Here is a 19,183-nt window from a genome sequence, read left to right as displayed (position 1 = left end):
TCTTTTGGACTTCTTCTTATATGCGTATTAATTATTGTTTTTTCGATTATTGAGCGATTTAATCAAGTATTCTCGAAACTCCTGTTCGACTTGAAAAAATTGAGAGGAGCGTGAAGTTCCAATAACTTTGGAAAATTTCTCACGATAATTTTTCTTGATCTCTAGTTCTTTTGCATCATAAGCGATGACATCGCGAGAATTTCCACGGAGATTATTTCTCGAAGGACTATTTCCTGTTTTAGCTTTTTTAACATTCCACATTTCCTTTGAATATTCATTGTAAATAGGAAAAAAATCTTGAGCTTCTTTTCGTGATAGATTTAATTCTCTTGTAATAAAAGCAATTTTTTCATTTTCAATGATTTGAAAACGTTCATTGTCCTGTGCATAAGTGGTTGATAAACCTACAATACAGAAACAAAATATGATAATTATATTCTTAATCTTTGACATCATTATAACGTGTATTTAAGATAATCCTCAATATCTTTGTCCTTAATTTTACCATTTGTTCCTACTATGTCTTCATCATCGATATATTTTGCAACATATAATAAATCATCACTATTTCCTGTTTGTGCTAGGTAATTAATGATTTCCTGGTCTGACACATGTGTAAGATTCTTCTGTTCTTGAGTGCTATTTTGGAACCCAAAATAACTTCCAATACCCAAAATTGCCACTAGAGATGCTGCTACAGCATATTTATTCCAAGGAATTTTCCTTTTAATAGAATGAATAGGAACTTCAGCTGGAAGATCTGATGGCAAGCCTGCATGAATCGATTTAGTAATTTTAGCCGTTAATGATTCAAAATATTTATTAGGAGCTTCAAAACCATCTGTAGTAACTACTTGTTTTAAATTGTCCGTAATTATTTTTGCGGCTATCTGCTCATTAAATTCATTGAAATATAAAGACGGGGTTTCAAATCCATCTTGAGTCACTTTAGATTTTAAATTATCTTCCGTTACTTTTAGTAATATATTATTTTGTAAAGACGAAAAGTAACCATCTGGATGACTAAAGCCATCGGTTTTAATCTGATCTTTTAGCTTTTCTTCAGCTACTTTGCCTAAGATATTTTGTTGAAGTTTTTCAAAATAGCCAACGGGTACATCTCGGATTTCTTTTGGTGATGATTCCAATTTGACTTGAGCAATCAAAGATTCATTTAAATCTTTGAAGTAATCTTTGGGCACGTCAAAAGGATTTACACGCAGTGAATCGGGTAGATTATTAGCTTCCATTCCCTCATGATATGTGTTATTTTCCTTCATTATAAATCATTAGAGTGCCTAAATCAAAAAAGGTTTAATCGTTGTTATGAAAAAAAGCTTCTATTTTTTTTACAGCTAAATGATATGATGCTTTTAAGGCACCAACACTTGTTCCTAGTACTTCTGAGATTTCATCATATTTCATATCATCAAAGTATTTCATGTTAAAAACAAGTTTTTGTTTTTCTGGAAGTGTTAATAAAGCTTGTTGTAATTTCATTTGTGCTTTATCACCACTAAAGTAACTACCACTTGATAAAGAGTCTGCTAAATAAGCAGAACTATCGTCATCCAACGATACGTTCTGCTTAAGTTTTTTCTTATTCAAGAATGTGATACATTCATTGGTCGCGATGCGGTACAGCCAAGTATATAATTGGGAATCCTCACGGAAGTTCGCCAGATTTCGCCATACTTTAATGAATATGTCTTGGACAACATCATCAGCATCATCATGATCAATGACCATTCTTCTCACATGCCAATATATTTTTTGCTGATATTTGGTCAGCAGCTGATTAAATGCTTCTTCGCGCGTACTTTCGTTAGCAAATTTTGAAATAATTAAAGCATCTTCCATATATTGACGTTGTGATGTTTGTTTTTTTATTTTCTGTTAATAACACGTTGTGCTGCCGCAACAATTGCCGCCGCATTCAAACCATATTTTTCCATTAATTGAGCAGGAGTACCTGATTCCCCGAAGCTATCATCTACTGCTACAAATTCTTGGGGAGTTGGTAAGTTTTTAGCTAAAACTTGAGCAACACTATCTCCCAAACCGCCTAAACGATTGTGTTCTTCTGCAGTTACTACACATTTTGTTTTAGCAACTGATTTTAAAATAGCTTCTTCGTCTAAAGGTTTAATGGTGTGGATGTTGATGATTTCAGCATCAATGCCCAACGCTGCTAATTGCTCACCAGCCTGGATAGCCTCCCATACCAAATGTCCTGTTGCGATAATTGTTACATCAGTTCCTTCGTTTAGTGTTACTGCTTTTCCAATTACAAATTCTTGGTCAGCAGGAGTGAAGTTAGGAACTACCGGACGTCCAAAACGTAAGTAAACAGGACCTTCAAATTTTGCTGCAGCAATTGTTGCAGCTTTAGTTTGATTGAAATCACAAGGATTGATAACTGTCATTCCAGGTAACATTTTCATCAAACCAATATCTTCTAAGATTTGGTGTGTAGCACCATCTTCACCTAATGTTAATCCAGCGTGTGAAGCAGCAATTTTAACATTTTTGTCAGAATAGGCGATAGATTGGCGAATTTGATCGTAAACACGACCCGTTGAGAAGTTCGCAAATGTTCCTGTAAAAGGAATTTTACCACCAATTGTCAAACCAGCTGCGATTCCCATCATATTTGCTTCCGCAATACCAATTTGGAAGAAACGTTCTGGAAATTCATTTATAAAATCATTCATTTTTAATGAACCGATTAAATCAGCACATAAAGCAACAACATTTTCGTCTTGTTTACCTGCTTCTAATAATCCAGCACCAAATCCTGAACGGGTATCTTTTGATTCTGTGAAAGTATATTTTTTCATTTTTTACTAGTATGGAGTAGTTAGTATAGAATAGCTCGTACTTAGATTTCTTCAAATGACGTTTGTGGGTCAATTTCTAAATACTAATGTCTTAAATACTAATATCTAATATAATTAATAATCGCCCAAAGTTTCTGTTAATTGACCTAAAGCCGAAGCTAATTGATCATTATTTGGAGCAACACCGTGCCATTTGTGAGATCCCATCATGAAATCAACACCATTCCCCATTTCAGTATGTAATAATATAATTACTGGTTTACCTTTACCTGTATGAGATTTTGCTTCTTCAAGTCCAGCAACTACGGAGGTCATATCATTACCTTTTGCTACTTCTAAAACATCCCATCCAAATGCTTCCCATTTAGCGCGAAGATCGCCTAATGAAAGAACTTGATCTGTAGAACCATCAATTTGAGCACGGTTATAATCAACCGCTGCAATCAGATTGTCTACTTTATTATGAGGAGCATACATTGCTGCTTCCCAAACTTGACCTTCTTGCAATTCACCATCACCCATTAAAACATAGACTAAATTTGTGTCTTTGTTTAATTTTTTAGCTTGAGCAGCACCAATTGCAGCAGAAAGTCCTTGGCCTAGTGAACCAGATGCAATACGAATTCCAGGAAGACCTTCGTGTGTAGTCGGGTGTCCTTGAAGACGAGAATTGATTTTTCTGAAAGTAGCTAATTCGCTTACTTCAAAGTATCCTGCTCGTGCAAGTGTACTGTAGAAAACTGGCGAAATGTGGCCATTTGATAAGAAAAATAAATCTTCACCGATGCCATCCATATCGAAAGATGGATTACGTTTCATTGCATTGAAATAAAGAGCAACTAAGTAGTCCGTACAACCTAATGATCCACCTGGGTGGCCAGATTGGCAAGCATGTACCATACGTACGATGTCACGTCTTACTTGTGATGCAATTTGTTCTAGTTTATTGATATCTGCACTCATTTTAATATATTGATTTCACAATTAGCCGTAAAGTTAGTCATTTTTAATAGAGTAGGGGTTATAAATTGTAAATTTTAGGGACAAAATAACGATTCAAAATTGTCTTCTAGTTTGTTCTATTTAGAAGATGTGTTTTTTATTTAACTCATGAGTCATAAATAAAGAACTTATCCAAGTATGTATGTGTGTTATAATAGTTATCAGCTTGATTGTATGGTGGCTATGGTTTATTTTTTTATAAGCAAGAATTATATCGCATGCATATTTTATGGATATGAATATCACGTTTATAAATTAAGAATTCAAAAAAAAAGCCGTTCTATTATGAACGGCTTTTTACTTGATATAACTGTATCTTTTACATAGATTCAGCTACAACTTCTTCGACTTCAGGAACCATACGTTTTAGTAAGCCTTCGATACCAGATTTTAAGGTGATACTTGATGACGGACAGCCACTGCAAGATCCGCGTAACTCAACAGTTACAACGCCATCACTAAATGATTTATAAGCGATAGCACCACCATCTTGTTCAACGGCAGGACGTACATAGTCATGTAATACCTGTTGAATTTTAATTTCAATATCAGAACCTTCAAAAGCTACATCTTCGGTATGTTCAATAGGTTTTACTGCAAGTTCAGACTCTACTGCACCTTTTATAAAGTCTTTTAATAATGCTTCAATATCAGTCCACTCAGCATCTTCACTCTTGGTTACTGTAACAAAGTTGCTTGCGAAAAATACACCGTTTACAAAATTAAATTTGAATAATTCTTTTGCAAAAGCTGATTCTTGTGCTTTATCCTTATCCGCATAATCCAAGCTGCCGTTGATCAATAACTTATTGACCAAAAATTTCATCGTCGATGGATTCGGAGTGGATTCAGTATATACGTTAATTGTTGCCATATTAATCTTTGTCTATTTCGAATGACAAATATAAGTTAAAAATCAGGTGATGTTAGTCATTAAAGCGTAAAAGCTTATAGACTTACACCTGTGTAACTAGAAGGGCTTATTGATTTTAGTTCAGCCTTAACTTTATCTGTAACATTTAAATTGTCCACAAATTCAGCAATTGTTTCTTCCGTTACATGCGTGTTTGTGCGTGTTAAATCTTTTAGAGCTTCGTATGGTTTAGGGTAGCCCTCTCTTCTTAATACTGTTTGAATTGCCTCTGCAACAACTGCCCAGTTATTATTTAGATCTGCTTGCAATGCCTGCTCATTTAATATCAATTTTCGTAAACCTCTTAAAGTAGATTTGATTGCAATTAGTGTATGCGCAAAAGGAACGCCGATATTACGCAATACTGTTGAATCTGTTAAATCCCTCTGTAAACGAGAAATAGGTAATTTTGCTGCTAAGTGTTCAAATAATGCATTTGCAATTCCTAAATTTCCTTCTGCATTTTCAAAATCAATCGGATTTACTTTATGTGGCATTGCTGAGGATCCTATTTGACCAGCAGTAATTTTTTGTTTGAAATATTCCATTGACACATAAGTCCAGATGTCGCGGCACAAATCAATTAATATCGTGTTAATGCGTTTGAAAGCATCACAGCTTGCTGCAAAATTGTCGTAATGTTCAATTTGGGTGGTTGTTTGTGAACGACTTAGGCCCAGAGATTCATTAACAAATTTATTTCCAAAGGCTACCCAGTCTGTCTGTGGGTATGCAACATGATGTGCATTGAAATTACCAGTAGCTCCACCAAATTTTGCGGAGTAAGGCACCGCTTTTAATTGATCAAATTGGCGTTGGATACGTTCCACGAAAACTTTGATTTCTTTTCCTAAACGTGTTGGGGACGCGGGTTGTCCGTGTGTACGTGCTAACATGGATACATTGGACCAATCACTAGATAATGTTGTTAATTCTTGGATCAACTCTTCTATCGCTGGTGTATAGACAGCTGCGATCGCATCTTTCCATGAGTATGGAATAGCCGTGTTGTTTATATCTTGAGAGGTTAAGCCAAAATGAATAAATTCTAAAGAGTCATGTAGGCCAAGTTTTTCAAATTGATCCTTTAAAAAGTATTCAACTGCTTTGACATCATGGTTCGTTACTTTTTCAGTATTCTTTATCCAAATAGCGTCTTCTTCAGTAAAGTTTCTATATAGATCACGTAATTTTTCATTCAACGAGCCGTCAAAATGACTTAATTGTTCAATTCCTGATTGAGAAAGAGCGATGAAATATTCAACTTCTACTAAAACCCGATATTTAATTAAGGCAAATTCTGAAAAATAAGCGCCTAATTCTTGCGTTGCGTTATGATAGCGACCGTCTACTGGAGATACGGCGGTAAGTGATGATAAGGCCATAATACATTTTTGTTTGTGCAAAGGTAAAAAAATGAGAGGAGCTTATCAATTTAAATGCGAGGTATATAACAAAAAAAGCCCCAACATGTGGGGCTTTTAATATTTTTAAAATCAGTTCCCTGAAATTAGTGAGCAGCTTTTGCTGAATCAATAGCAACTTTAGCTGAATCAACTACAGTTTTAGCTGAATCAATAGCTGTGTTAGCTGAATCGATAACTGTGTTAGCTGAATCGATAGCAGTTGAATCAGAAGCAGTTTCTGATTTGTTTGCAGTACCATTACAAGAAGCGAAAGCTACAGTTAAAGCTAATCCTAAGAAAGCGAATTTGAATGAATTTTTCATTTTGATTTTATTAAATTTTATTAAAATTTCTTTATTTAAAGGTTTATACCTTAAAATTGAAAAGGTAACCCGTTTATTTTATCTTTTTTTTAAAAGAAAGCTTACATCGTTAAAATGCAAGCTTTTATGTCTTCGGACAGTACTAAAATTATTTTTTAGTAACAGCAGAATCAACTTTCGCAGCAGCAGAATCAACTTTTGCAGCAGCAGAGTCAACTTTGTTAGCTGCAGAATCTAAAACAGTAGCTGCAGAATCAACTAAAGCAGCAGCTGAGTCAGCAGTAGCATTAGTTTTAGTTTCAGCACCACCACAAGAAGCGAAAGCTACAGTTAAAGCTAATCCTAAGAAAGCGAATTTGAATGAATTTTTCATTTTGATTTTTCTAAATTAATGGAAACAAAATTGTTATTTAAACATTAATACGTAGAAAGTTAAAAGGTAACCTGAAAAAAATATTATTTTTTTAAAATTATGTAATGACTTGTAAATCAGTTTTTTATTTTTAATTATTATTTGGTCTTTTTCGATGTTATAGAACATTCTGTTTTAAATAGTGTATATTGAAAAGACAAATTGTAGACAACTGTTACTAAAAGAATGATGCTATGTTTGATAAAATGAAAAATATACTAGATCTGCTAAAAGCTGTTGATTTAGAACAATTGCAAAAGATTTCTCAAAAAATTGACTTGGGTCAGGTATTGAATGCTGTTTCGAAAATGGATGATAATCAATTGAAGGGTGCTATGAAATTACTGACGGCAACAAGCAAGAAAAAGGAGTTGCCTCCGATCAATGGAGATTTTTATCATATTGAAGAAAAATTATCGACCGCTGATAAGATTACGCAATTGAAAGTTCGTGATTTTATGGAGAAGGAGATCAGTCCTATTGTTAATAACTATTGGTTACGGGATGAGTTTCCTTTTGAAATTATTGAAAAGTTTGCAGCTTTAAATATATGCGGATATACTTATGATGGATATGGCTGTGCTGGAGGAAGTTCTTTGATGGAGGGCGTTATTGCAGCAGAGATTGCTCGGGTCGATGCGTCAATTGCGACATTTTTTGGGGTACAGAGTGGATTGGCAATGGGGTCAATATATATATGTGGATCTGATGAGCAAAAGCAGGAGTGGTTGCCACGTATGCAGCAGATGAAGGTGATCGGAGCTTTTGGACTGACCGAACCTGAAGTAGGATCCGGAGCTGCGGGGGGATTGACTTGTACTTGTAAAAAAACTGAATCTGGCTGGGTTTTGAATGGTCAAAAGAAATGGATAGGAAATAGTACTTTTTCAGATATTACGATAATTTGGGCTAGAGATCTGGATGATGGACAAGTGAAGGGCTTTATTGTGCGAAGGGAAAATCCAGGTTTTGCTGTCGAAAAAATAAAAGGAAAGATGGCTTTGCGAATCGTTCAGAATGGTTTGATTACATTGACGGATTGTGTCGTTCCTGAATCGGACCGATTGCAGCATGCTAATAGTTTCAAAGATACTGCTAAAGTGTTGCAGATGACACGTGCTGGAGTTGCCTGGATGGCGGTAGGTTGTGCACGAGGAGCTTATGAAAATGCGCTTGATTATACCCGAAAGCGAGAGCAATTTGGAAAACCTATTGCATCTTTTCAGTTGATTCAAAATCATTTGGTTGAAATGCTATCTAATTTAACGGCTATGCAGACGTTGGTTTATCGTTTATCTGAAATGCAGGATAACGGCGACTTAAAAGATGAGCACGCATCACTTGCAAAAGTTTTTTGCTCATTAAGAACACGTGATATTGTATCTAAAGCTAGAGAGGTGATGGGGGGGAATGGAATTTTACTTGAATATAATGTTGCTCGATTTTTAGCAGATGCGGAAGCTATCTACTCATATGAGGGTACTAAAGAAATTAATTCATTGATTGTAGGACGTAGCATTACAGGTTTTAGTGCTTTTGTATAATAATTGAGAGTCATGTTTAACTGTGAATTCTTTTACCGTAGATTTTATTTAAAATTCGATTATTTAATTATAACCTATGATCTTTAGCTTAGCTGTGGGTTATTTTATCCTATTTTCATTGAGATTTCCGGTGCTACAATAAAAAAGGATCAAAATTAATTATTTTGATCCTTTTTTATGCTTAACTGAATTTTATCCTAGGGCCACATCTAAAGTCATCATTAAAATGAAACCTCCTATAAATCCGATTGTTGCGATGTCTGAATTTTTATTTTGTTGCGCTTCAGGTATAACTTCTTCTACGACTACAAAGATCATGGCTCCGGCCGCAAATGCTAGTGCATAAGGAAGTATGGGTGTAAAAGTAACTACTGCCATTGCTCCCAAAACACCGGCAATTGGTTCTACAATTGCGGATGCTTGTCCGTAGAAAAAACTTTTTCGTCTGCTCATTCCCATTCTTCTTAGTGGCATTGCGACTGCAATCCCTTCAGGGAAATTTTGTAAACCTATTCCAATCGCCAAGATAACAGCCCCGGCAATTGTCGCCTCTGGAATCCCTGCAGCAACACTCCCGAAAAGAACACCTACCGCAAGTCCTTCAGGGATATTATGAAGTGTAATGGCTAAAATCATTAAAGTTGTTTTTTGCCATGGGGTCTTTACTCCTTCCACTTTTTTAAAATTGATATGTAGATGAGGTAAAACTTTGTCTATACTAAATAGGAATGCCGCGCCAATTAAAAATCCGACTACAGCTGGGACGACTTGTGCAAAACCAGTGCCTTCGCTCATGTCGATGGCGGGTATGAGGAGACTCCAAACACTTGCGGCTACCATTACCCCGCCCGTGAATCCCAACATGCCGTCCATGACATTTTTATTCATTTTTTTAAATAGGAATACAAATGAAGCGCCCAAAGCAGTGACTAGCCATGTAAATAATGTTGCATACAGAGCGGCTAAAATAGGGTCGATGCTTTCTAGGTATGTGATAACTGATTCAATCATAATTGTGATATTATTTCATTATTTATTCATCTTTGAAATGTGCTCATATTTTTGCGATATCCACACTTAATATTTCAGGATTGGATGGATCATCTACCATTAATGTGGCTGTGTGTTTTAAAATTTGATTCGTTAGAAGTTAAGCAAGTCTAATCTTAGATGGTATGCAACAAAAGTAATAAGTTAGATTGAACTAACAAATATATTTCTAACATTTTTGTTAGTATATGCTAATAATTTTTAGTTTATCTGTTTCTGTTTGAATAGCCGTATGTTATCTTTAGTGCTGATCTGTATTTAAGAATTGAGTTGGAAGTAGTCAGCTCTGTGCGATAACTTGGTTTTATGCTTTATTATTTACAAGATGGGCTGGAAAATTTAACCAGCCCACTTGTACAACTTTCTATTAAGGGGTAAAGAATGGGTGGAAATTCTCATTCTAAATTGTTTGTTACGATTAATTTTCCTTAAGCATTAGCTTTTTCTTCTTTATTCTTTTCTTGTTTTTTAAAAATCGCATTTAATAGAATTGCTATAGCACCATCACCTGTTACATTACATGCTGTTCCGAAGCTATCCATTGCGATGTATAAAGCAATCATTAAAGCTTGATTCTCGACGTTGAAACCGAGCATACTACCGATTATACCTATTGCTGCCATAATTGCTCCGCCCGGTACTCCTGGTGCTGCTATCATTGTTACCCCTAACATGCAGATAAATCCCATCATTTGTACAAAGTCTATTGGTATACCTTGCATCATCATAAGTGCAAGTACACATGCAACGATTTTCAGCGTACTTCCTGCAAGATGTATTGTTGCACATAATGGGATGCTGAAATTAGCGATGTCTTCATCAACACCAAGTTTTTTTGCTTGTTTTAGTGTTACAGGAATCGTTGCCGCAGAAGACTGTGTCCCTAAGGCGGTGAAATAAGCGGGCAACATACCGATTAATAATTTGAATGGATTTTGTTTAGAGGCTATCCCTGCAATGATAAATTGAATTACAAGTAAAAGAATATGGATGACGAAAATAATTCCTATGATTTTGATGAAGACATGCAGTATGGTGAAAACTTTACCTGTGTACGTCATATCGTAGAAGATACCTAAAATGAAAAAGGGCAATAATGGGATGATAATTTTTTCGATGATAAAACTAATTACCTTTTCAAAATCGATAAATACCTTTTCTAATGTGGAATTTTCTAATTTTGACAAGCCAATACCGATACAGAATGCAAGCACTAAAGCGGACATGACGTCGAAGAGGGGTGGGAACTCAATTTTAAAATAGGGACTCAGTGTTTTGGTTGTTTCGGTAATTAGGTCTGTGTTGATCTGGTTTTGAAGTAAAGCTGGAAATATACTCATGCTGATCGTGTACGAAAAAAGTCCAGCAAATAAGGTAGAACCGTAGGCGATCAATACAGTTGTCAATAATAATTTTCCTGCAGTCTTTCCTAGTTGAGCAATTGATGGAATGATTAATCCAACGATAATTAGTGGAATCAAAAATTTTAAGAATTGATCAAAAAGAAAATTATATGTGGTTAAGATTCTTCCTAATGACTCAGGGAGATAGAGGCCGAGTAAAATACCAGATATGATGGCGACGATTACTTTAAAGAGAAGATTCTCAGTAATTTTTTTCATTAGATTTGTTTTATTATATGATGTGTTATCCTTATGATAATACGTTTATTTCATTATATAAAAGAATTTATCATCTCCATTAATTAAAAAAAGAAGTCAATAGATAATCCATTTTGTTCTTTGTATTGAAGAAAAGTATATATTTAATTATCTGGAATGATTCATATTCTTGACATCTGTATGTGTGGAGTTTAATCTGTTGAGAAACGAAATTGTCATCAATAAAGTTGATTTTGATACGTTGTTGCTCCTTGAGTCTATTCTAAAAAATGTAGACCCGATAAAAAAATATATTACGAAAATAGGAATTAATAACCGATTTATTTTGAAGAGTGCTCGTGTTTGGACATTTGAATGGTGCAGTCTCCGGTTGCTTTGTTTGGGGTATTGCTTTGTGATATAGCTTGTTAATGTCTTTTTAATGGTGTTGTTTGTTATTTAATTAAAATGGATTGCTTTTCATATTTTATTGTTCAGGGACTGTTTTTTTATAATGTAATGTTTCGGTAATGTGAATATAGGTTTTTAATGAAATCAACATTGTGTGTCATAGTGTGATTTTTTTGAAAACAAAGCTGTGATCAAAATAATGGACTGTGATGTTATGTTACTTAATGTTTGTAATGAGGTTGGGTTTCTCATTCTTTGATTAGTCTTCAATTGCTTCAATGCCGTCTTGTTCGAGTTTTTTGAGATGTGATTTCATTGCTTCTAGTTGCTCTAAGGAGTGAGCTTGCCAATCTTTTATTTCTCCGACAACACGTAAAAAATATGCTGTTCGGTAGGATTTCGTCGGATTGCCGGGGAATTTTTTATTCGTGAGATTAGGGTCATCTTCGATAGGACCAGACGGATCTACTAAATAAATCCTTTCAGGTGCATCGCCCTGTGCTAATTCAGCTCCCCATATTGCGGCATCTAAAGTTCCAGTTAAATATACATATTTAGCATGTTTTCGTTTGCCATAATTAGAAGGATGGCCTGGCTCGATCAGGTCTCCTAGTTTAAGATCAGTTTTAGTGCCATGGTAAAACTGGTCTAAGGGTTTATTCTTGTCCATGATTTACTGATAGTTATCCAAACTATTTATGTTTATACAAGATCGTGTTTTTTTGTGTATATCAATTGCTTTTCATTAAAAAATATCTAATTATAGCCAGATATTGAGTTCTTTTTTTTTGTCTATTCTATTTGTTGTGATGCTTTTTAATGTTGAGGATTAAAGATGTTTATGCTTCTTTATGCGCCAATGATAATATCGGCAAAGATTGCATTTGTAGCTTTGATAAGATCCTGAGGATTTATTTCAATCTGAAGTCCTTTTTTACCAGCGCTAATGACAATTTTGTTTTCCAAGGAAGCGAGTTCTTCTATGTATGTTGGAAATATTTTTTTCATTCCTATAGGAGAGCATCCCCCTCGAATATATCCGGTTATGTGCTGCAAATCTTTCATAGGAAGCATTTCACATTTTTTATTACCTGATATAATTGCTAGCTTTTTCAAATCTACCTGTGCATTTCCTGGTATGACAGCAACAATGTAAGGATCATTTTGTCCGGTGAGCACGAGGGTTTTGTAGATTATTTCTTCGCGAATTCCCAACGCCTCAGAAACATCGGTAGCGCTTTGGTGTTCACCCATTACTTCGTAAGTTCTTAAATTATAAGTAAACCTTAAGTTGTCCAGGATGCGGGCAGCATTAGTTTTTGTTATTTCTTTCATAAATCTGTATTCTTAATAATCTCTTCAGTACGCTGATGAATGATTTGGTGTAGATGAATGTAATGATGATTTTATTAAAAAGCAATATGAAATTCTATGATGTTTAATTAAAATATGTCGCTTAAGGATTTTGTTTTATATGAAGTGTGTTTCTAATTATTGCAAGAAAGATTTTCTTACCTATAGGACAACCTATAGGACAACCTATAGGACACCTATAGAGGTGGTAAGGGTTTTATTGTGTCTGTCCTCTGTATAGATGGTGAATAGAAAGGTCGTTTATTGTGTGTGCTAAGGGTTGGCCTATAATTCGGATTGTGTGTTTCTAGTCTCGTTCTTGTGTGAGGCTAGGTTATTTCTTGTGTGCTTGTAGGGTGATTGTATAGTCAGTGTTGTGTGTTTGCAGGCTTTGCCTAGGTTTATCATTGTGTGATACTGGGCTCGGATGGGATTTCATAAGAAGAATTAATGTCTTTGCTTGTTTTATTATTTATGACTGTTTTTTATATACTAATTGTAAATAATATATATTAGTTTCGTTGAGATGGTGATACTTCAATATTAACAAAAAGGGTTTATTCATTTTATTGAATAATCCCTTTTGTTAATATTGCAAATAGTTTCCTTATACTGTGATCCAATTACTTTTATAAAGAACAATATCTGTTATTTATAATCGATTTTGCTGGATTTTAATTTAGTTGTTTTTTAAAAGGCATATACTAAGGCAAGTGAAAATTGTCCGGCATTTTTTGTTGGAGATAGATCTTGTTTTACAAACATCTGTGTTTCACTATTATCAAATCTAACTTCAGGGATAAAAGTAAAGCCATGATGTTTGAAGTTTGCTGTTAACGTAGTGGAAAAGATTTCATTACTGGTAACTTCAGCTACGGGCATGTTTTTAGTTTTATAATATTCACCACGGATTCCTATACCAATATTTTCATTTATATTCACTTTTGGGTATAATGCAACTCCCGAATAGCCGCCTTCTCCTTTTCTGCTGTAGTCGGTCGCATTTGCACCTAATGAAAATAATGGAGAGAATGAATAATTTCCTACAAAATCGATCAAAGTTCCTGAGCTATAATTGCTGGCACCGCCTTGTGAAGATCCTGTCAGAAAATTAAGGAAAAAGCTTGATTTGTCATTTGGTGCAACTGATAATTGTGATCCAAAGTGTGATACACCGTTTAAATCTTGGTAGACATTCCAATCATTAAAGATTCCGACCATAAGCCCTACTTTTTCAGAAAAAGCATATTGTGCTTTTAGTCCTGCATCCTGGAAAGGTCCTGCACCAAAAAGATATGAGGTTGAGTAGTGGAAATTGAATGATGGACAGATGACTTCATAGCCTACAAAAGTCCCCATAAAACCGGCTGTTAAACTTAATTTTTCTGTCAGTGCATAGGAAATGTAGAGGTTTTGAATGTGGAAGCTATTTTTGTCGTCCCCATTTTGACCGTCTCCATTAATTATGGAGCGGTACTGTCCTCTCGGCCCAAATGATAATTCACCTACAAAAGATGCTTTTCCAGTTTTTTTCTTCAGAGCAAGATCAACCATTCCTATGGATACTGAATTATTGTCTTCAGTAAAATAGGTGTTTATATTCGGTTGTTTTTGGAAATCATATTTCCAATATGTATCCACTGATCCCGATATTTCTAGATCTAATAAATCATATTTTTTTGTTTGTGCATATATTTTGCTGCTTACTATAATTAAAATTAGTGTTGTTAAGATGATTTTTTTCATTTTTTCATGTTTTTAAATGTTTGTTTTTATTTTTTAGCATTCAAAAGCACTTAAACATCTAGTTTTTTTAATATTTTATGTAAATATTATTGTTTTTCCTCTTGTTTTGTTGTTTTATTAGCATTTAATCTAGTTGTTTTTGTGTTTTTAGGTTGATTTATTTAGGATCCTGATGTAAATATATGATTTTATTTAATATTTTATTGATTTTTTAATTAATTGAACTTATATTTGATCGAAATCAAATTTATAATAGTTATTTTTGATTGTTTTTTACTGATAAACACATTTTGTTATGAAATTATTAAACTTAAATCTTGAAATATTATGAAAAAATTCATTCCGCTTATTATTTTGGTTTGTTTAGCGATTATTGGCTTAGTTACACCCTCATTAGAAGTCAGTAATGTTGCAGGTGTGGAGATCGACACCGGAGATACGGCTTGGTTACTCGCTTCCTCGGCTTTGGTTTTGATTATGACTCCAGGTTTGGCATTCTTTTATGGTGGAATGGTGAGCAAGAAGAATGTTATCTCCACGATGATGCAAAGTTTCATCTGTATGTGTATTATTTCTGTCCTTTGGGTTATTTTCGGTTTTAGCTTAGCTTTTGGCGATGATATTGGAGGTATTATTGGAGATCCTCGCACGTTCTATATGATGAAGGGGATGTTGGGGAATGTGAGTTGGTCAGCTCTACCTACTATTCCACTGGTGTTATTTGCTATGTTTCAGCTTAAATTTGCAATTATTACTCCTGCTCTTATAACAGGAGCTTTTGCAGAGCGTGTTCGCTTTAATTCATTTATGGTATTTATTATCTTGTTCAGTATTTTTATCTATATGCCACTGGCTCATGCCACTTGGCATCCTGAAGGTATTTTGGCCAAATTCGGTGTTTTAGATTTTGCAGGTGGTACAGTTGTTCATATGTCGGCAGGATGGGCTGCTTTGGCATCAGCTATCTATTTAAAAGGCCGTAAAAAGCCTACGCATTCGCCAGCCCGGATTAGTTACGTGATTTTAGGAACTGCTCTTTTATGGTTCGGATGGTTTGGATTTAATGCAGGTTCTGCAGGTGGGGCTAATAGTCTTGCCGCTTATGCTTTTGCAACCACAACTACTGCATCAGCTGTAGCTTCAATTGCCTGGATATTTGTTGACCTAATCCGAGGTAAAAAACCATCTGCTATGGGAGCTTGTATTGGAGCTGTTGTTGGATTAGTTGCTATAACACCGGCAGCAGGATTTGTGACGATCTCACATTCGATCGTTATAGGGCTTGTAGCGGCTTTAGTTAGTAATTTAGTTGTATTCTTACGTAGTAAAACCAGTATTGACGATACTTTAGATGTATTTCCTTGTCACGGTGTAGGCGGTATGGTCGGTATGGTGCTTACTGGGGTTTTTGCAAATAGTAGTGTCAACAGTGTTGTTACGACGAATGGTTTATATTTTGGTGAGACAGGTCTATTTGTAGCACATATTGTTGCGTTGATTGCAGTTTCTGTTTTTGCATTCTTTGGATCTTTCCTTTTGATCAAATTAACGGATTTAATTACACCACTTCGTGTTCATGAGGTCGAGGAAGAGCTTGGTTTAGATATTACTCAACACGACGAGGAATTGTAGAATTGATATTCATACTACCAATATTAACCCTTGATAAGGTGTGGCTTTTGCCGCACCTTACTTGTTTTATGGTACTTTTTGCACTAGTTTTTATAAATATATAATTTGTAAAATCCAGTTTATTAGGATACTTGTCTTCAACTTCTTTTATTGGTTATTTTGCTATTATTATCTCGGTCTTCACGCTTTTTTGTACTTTGATTAAAGAGATTATTCTTTTATTCGGTTCAGTATGCATTTAGTCATATTCAGTTACAAAATATGATGGTTGGGACTGAATATCTTGTTTATAGTATTTCATAAAAACGATCTTTGTTAAAAGAAGAAAGAAATGGGCATCTTTGTAAGGACGAAGAGTTTTTTAAATTATGTGTGTTTTATTTTTTTATTCTTGAACAAACTGTCAATGAGTTTGATAATCAGATGGATAAAAAAAATTTTATTTGATTACTATTTGTCATATTGCAAATTTATATCTGATAGAAAAAAGCCTGTTGAACTATATAAAGATGGCCAGAATCGTGATGGCAAATATTGAATTAGATTTTATTTAAAGATGGAAAAAATCAAATATATTTCTGATAAAACAAAGCGATTATTACCGACTCGTTTTAAACGTATGTTCTTGGTGATTTTTGCATTTGTTTTGCATTATTTGGTTTCATATATCTTAGATCCTTATTCTGAATTTTGGCAAGATTATTTTGGAAGGAGCTTTTCTGAACTTTTAACGGAATGGGGGATATCATTTTTATTTTGCTTTTTAATTTCTGAATCAAGTATACTTATACATAGGAGGTTAAATCTGCGGGTTCCTTGGCCACAAAATAAGTCTAAAAGACTTTTTCTTGAGATTACGCTCAATTTTTCGGTGGTTATGATTCTTATTTTGATGAATATGGTCTGTTTCGCGATTTTAGATCCTCAATCTGCGAAGGTAGAATCCGTTCCATCTATTGAAGAAATAAAAGGTATGTTACAGTGGATTGTGGTTAGTTTGGTCATTTCTTTTATGATTATTTCTATCAATACCATGAGTTATCTGATTAATAATTGGATTGAAACAGCTACGGAAATGTCCGAACATAAGATAAAGGCAGCAGAATTGAGGCAAGCATCAGTAGAAGCAGAGCTAAATGCATTGAAGATGCAATTGGATCCTCATTTTATTTTTAATAATTTGAGTGTGCTTTCTGAGTTAATTCTTGAAGATCAGCAGCTTGGTTTTGAGTATTCTGAAAATTTTGCCAAGGTCTATCGTTTTTTATTGGTCAATAGTAAAAAAAATATGATCACGCTTGATGAGGAGATTAAATTTTTAAATGCTTATATATTTTTAATTGAGCACCGTGTTGGTAGCGGTGTTAATTTTACAATTAACATTAATGACCATAGTCGTGGTATGTATATCCCATCACTAACTTTGCAGTTGCTTATTGAAAATGCAATTAAACATAATACCACAAGAAAGAAGCGACCTTTAATGATTACTATTTCCAATGATGAAGTAGGTCGAGTTGTGATTGAAAATACGTTATCACCCATGGACAATCCTGAGATTGTATCGACGGGTATTGGGCTTAATAATATAATCAGTCGTTTTCAGCTCTTAGGAGAGAAGGTGCCAGAAGTTATAAAGGATCAGCATATTTTTAGGGTATGTATTCAATTAGTAGCATATGATAGAGAAAATAGTAATAGTTGAAGATGAAAAATTGAATGCAGATCGTCTTAAACGTTTAATTGGGGATATTTATCCAAATGCTCAGATCGTAGCTGTTTTGGATAGTGTTACTGATACGGTAGACTGGTTTCGAAATCAAGAAATTCCAGATGTAGTTTTAATGGATATCCGACTTTCTGATGGAATCAGTTTTGATATTTTTGAAAAAGTGACGATCGATTGTCCTATTATTTTCACTACGGCGTATGATGAATATGCTGTACAGGCATTTAAATATAATAGTGTCGACTATATTTTGAAACCTGTTGAAAAAGAGGAATTATCAACTGCATTGCGAAAGGTTGAGGGCCTAGGTTCAATGATGAATAACCAAATATCCATTGATAAATTACTTCATTATGTAAAACCTAAAGATTATCGGTCCCGCTTCTTAGTCCCCTTTCGTGATGGTTATCAAACCATATTAGTTAATGAAGTGAATTGTATTTATGTCGATTTAAAATTGACAAAAGCACGCCTCAAGAGTGGAAAAGATGTTGTTCTTAATCAAAGTATGGATGATCTAGAAAAACAATTAGATCCAAGAATTTTTTTTAGGGCAAATCGTCAGTTCATTATTCAGATTGATGCTGTAAGTCAATTGGTTCATTATTTCAATCGTAAATTGAAAGTTGTTCTTTTTAATTCTGAATTTGATATTATTGTCAGTAGAGAAAAATCGGTTTTATTAAAAGAATGGTTAGATTCTTGATTTTTTAGGCATGTTTGCATGATGTTAAATTATTAATCACATCCTATTTTTTTGTTGGAGAAATAAGTGTTGACCGTGATCAATACTTTTCATAACGGTTATCATACATTAACATTTATTGTTAATAGAGGAGGCAAACTTAGTGGCATAAAAACCGAGTCGATGGCCTGTTTTTATTTTTAAGTGATTGGTTATTAGGTTTGTTTTGATGGCTCTGTCGTACAGTGTGTTAACGCTAATAAATATTGTTTATTTTATTTTTCGTACCTTTGTACCGTCATATGACACGGATGCATCGGTTTGTTCCGTTATTTTATAGCTCTTTTTTGAGCTATTTCTGAGTTGTTCGCGATATACTTGTTATAGTATTTTAGAGGTGTTTATTAATATCTCGTCTTTTAAAAGATTCATTTCTTTTTCATGATTGCTCTTCATCGAACTAAGAGTAAAGTGTGTTAAATATCAAGTTGATTGAACAAGAAGGAGTTCTTCGGTCGAACTAACTCAACTTTAGA

General features: G+C 34.3%; 18 protein-coding genes. 4 read left to right on the top strand and 14 right to left on the bottom strand.

The genetic code is table 11. The annotated features are described in order from the left end of the window. Positions 1–27: 27 nt before the first annotated feature. The 9 genes from FHR29_RS21260 to FHR29_RS21220 all read right to left on the bottom strand — a co-directional run bounded on the left by FHR29_RS21260 (position 28) and on the right by FHR29_RS21220 (position 6,857). Entirely contained in the window at positions 28–456 is a 429-nt protein-coding gene (locus FHR29_RS21260) for a hypothetical protein (RefSeq protein ID WP_021192489.1), read from the bottom strand. Then, positions 456–1,250: a hypothetical protein gene (locus FHR29_RS21255; RefSeq protein ID WP_183917131.1), complete on the bottom strand. Its 795-nt coding sequence runs from the start codon at positions 1,248–1,250 to the stop codon at positions 456–458. The genes FHR29_RS21260 and FHR29_RS21255 overlap by 1 nt, the downstream gene beginning before the upstream one ends. 64 nt (positions 1,251–1,314) lie before the next feature. Further along, a complete protein-coding gene (locus FHR29_RS21250) occupies positions 1,315–1,860 on the bottom strand; it encodes an RNA polymerase sigma factor (protein ID WP_021192487.1) in 546 nt (181 codons plus the stop codon). Between the two features lie 26 nt (positions 1,861–1,886). After that, positions 1,887–2,840 (bottom strand): transketolase family protein, encoded by a 954-nt coding sequence (locus tag FHR29_RS21245; RefSeq protein ID WP_132770951.1) that lies wholly within the window; start codon positions 2,838–2,840, stop codon positions 1,887–1,889. Positions 2,841–2,954: 114 nt separating this feature from the next. Next, the gene (locus FHR29_RS21240; RefSeq protein WP_021192485.1) at positions 2,955–3,803 is read right to left on the bottom strand and encodes a transketolase; all 849 of its coding nucleotides are present in this window, start codon (positions 3,801–3,803) and stop codon (positions 2,955–2,957) included. Between the two features lie 358 nt (positions 3,804–4,161). Continuing rightward, positions 4,162–4,716 (bottom strand): NifU family protein, encoded by a 555-nt coding sequence (locus tag FHR29_RS21235; RefSeq protein WP_021192484.1) that lies wholly within the window; start codon positions 4,714–4,716, stop codon positions 4,162–4,164. Positions 4,717–4,790: 74 nt separating this feature from the next. Next, positions 4,791–6,140: an adenylosuccinate lyase gene (gene purB, locus FHR29_RS21230; protein WP_132770950.1), complete on the bottom strand. Its 1,350-nt coding sequence runs from the start codon at positions 6,138–6,140 to the stop codon at positions 4,791–4,793. A 125-nt stretch (positions 6,141–6,265) separates the two neighbouring features. Then, complete coding sequence (locus tag FHR29_RS21225) at positions 6,266–6,484, bottom strand: hypothetical protein (RefSeq protein ID WP_021192480.1); 219 nt, start codon at positions 6,482–6,484, stop codon at positions 6,266–6,268. A gap of 148 nt (positions 6,485–6,632) precedes the next feature. After that, complete coding sequence (locus FHR29_RS21220; protein WP_021192479.1) at positions 6,633–6,857, bottom strand: hypothetical protein; 225 nt, start codon at positions 6,855–6,857, stop codon at positions 6,633–6,635. Positions 6,858–7,090: 233 nt separating this feature from the next. Here FHR29_RS21220 and FHR29_RS21215 point away from each other — a divergent pair, with 233 nt between their 5' ends. Then, positions 7,091–8,440 (top strand): acyl-CoA dehydrogenase family protein, encoded by a 1,350-nt coding sequence (locus tag FHR29_RS21215; RefSeq protein ID WP_021192478.1) that lies wholly within the window; start codon positions 7,091–7,093, stop codon positions 8,438–8,440. A gap of 192 nt (positions 8,441–8,632) precedes the next feature. Here the strand turns inward: FHR29_RS21215 and FHR29_RS21210 are convergent, their stop codons facing one another. The 5 genes from FHR29_RS21210 to FHR29_RS21190 all read right to left on the bottom strand — a co-directional run bounded on the left by FHR29_RS21210 (position 8,633) and on the right by FHR29_RS21190 (position 14,601). Then, positions 8,633–9,451, bottom strand: a complete 819-nt coding sequence (locus FHR29_RS21210) for a ZIP family metal transporter (protein ID WP_132842930.1) — start codon at positions 9,449–9,451, stop codon at positions 8,633–8,635. A 467-nt stretch (positions 9,452–9,918) separates the two neighbouring features. Then, positions 9,919–11,112, bottom strand: a complete 1,194-nt coding sequence (locus FHR29_RS21205) for a dicarboxylate/amino acid:cation symporter (protein WP_183917129.1) — start codon at positions 11,110–11,112, stop codon at positions 9,919–9,921. 649 nt (positions 11,113–11,761) lie between these two features. Continuing rightward, positions 11,762–12,172, bottom strand: coding sequence for an NAD(+)--rifampin ADP-ribosyltransferase (arr, locus tag FHR29_RS21200; protein WP_183917127.1), 411 nt, complete (start codon positions 12,170–12,172; stop codon positions 11,762–11,764). 179 nt (positions 12,173–12,351) lie between these two features. After that, complete coding sequence (ybaK, locus tag FHR29_RS21195) at positions 12,352–12,837, bottom strand: Cys-tRNA(Pro) deacylase (RefSeq protein WP_183917125.1); 486 nt, start codon at positions 12,835–12,837, stop codon at positions 12,352–12,354. Between the two features lie 708 nt (positions 12,838–13,545). Further along, positions 13,546–14,601, bottom strand: a complete 1,056-nt coding sequence (locus FHR29_RS21190; RefSeq protein WP_132770944.1) for an outer membrane beta-barrel protein — start codon at positions 14,599–14,601, stop codon at positions 13,546–13,548. A gap of 327 nt (positions 14,602–14,928) precedes the next feature. On the opposite strand from FHR29_RS21190, the gene FHR29_RS21185 reads away from it, so the two are divergent. The 3 genes from FHR29_RS21185 (at position 14,929) to FHR29_RS21175 (ending at position 18,668) form a co-directional block, all read left to right on the top strand. Continuing rightward, positions 14,929–16,233, top strand: coding sequence for an ammonium transporter (locus FHR29_RS21185; protein WP_132770943.1), 1,305 nt, complete (start codon positions 14,929–14,931; stop codon positions 16,231–16,233). 556 nt (positions 16,234–16,789) lie between these two features. Beyond that, the gene (locus FHR29_RS21180; protein ID WP_183917123.1) at positions 16,790–17,938 is read left to right on the top strand and encodes a sensor histidine kinase; all 1,149 of its coding nucleotides are present in this window, start codon (positions 16,790–16,792) and stop codon (positions 17,936–17,938) included. Continuing rightward, entirely contained in the window at positions 17,913–18,668 is a 756-nt protein-coding gene (locus tag FHR29_RS21175) for a LytTR family DNA-binding domain-containing protein (RefSeq protein WP_183917121.1), read from the top strand. The genes FHR29_RS21180 and FHR29_RS21175 overlap by 26 nt, the downstream gene beginning before the upstream one ends. Positions 18,669–19,183: the final 515 nt, after the last annotated feature.

The sequence above is a fragment of the Sphingobacterium sp. JUb56 genome, from assembly GCF_014191365.1.
GTDB lineage: Bacteria > Bacteroidota > Bacteroidia > Sphingobacteriales > Sphingobacteriaceae > Sphingobacterium > Sphingobacterium anhuiense.
The sequence above is the reverse complement of the archived record's forward strand: the minus strand, read 5'-3'. Positions and strand labels throughout refer to the sequence as shown.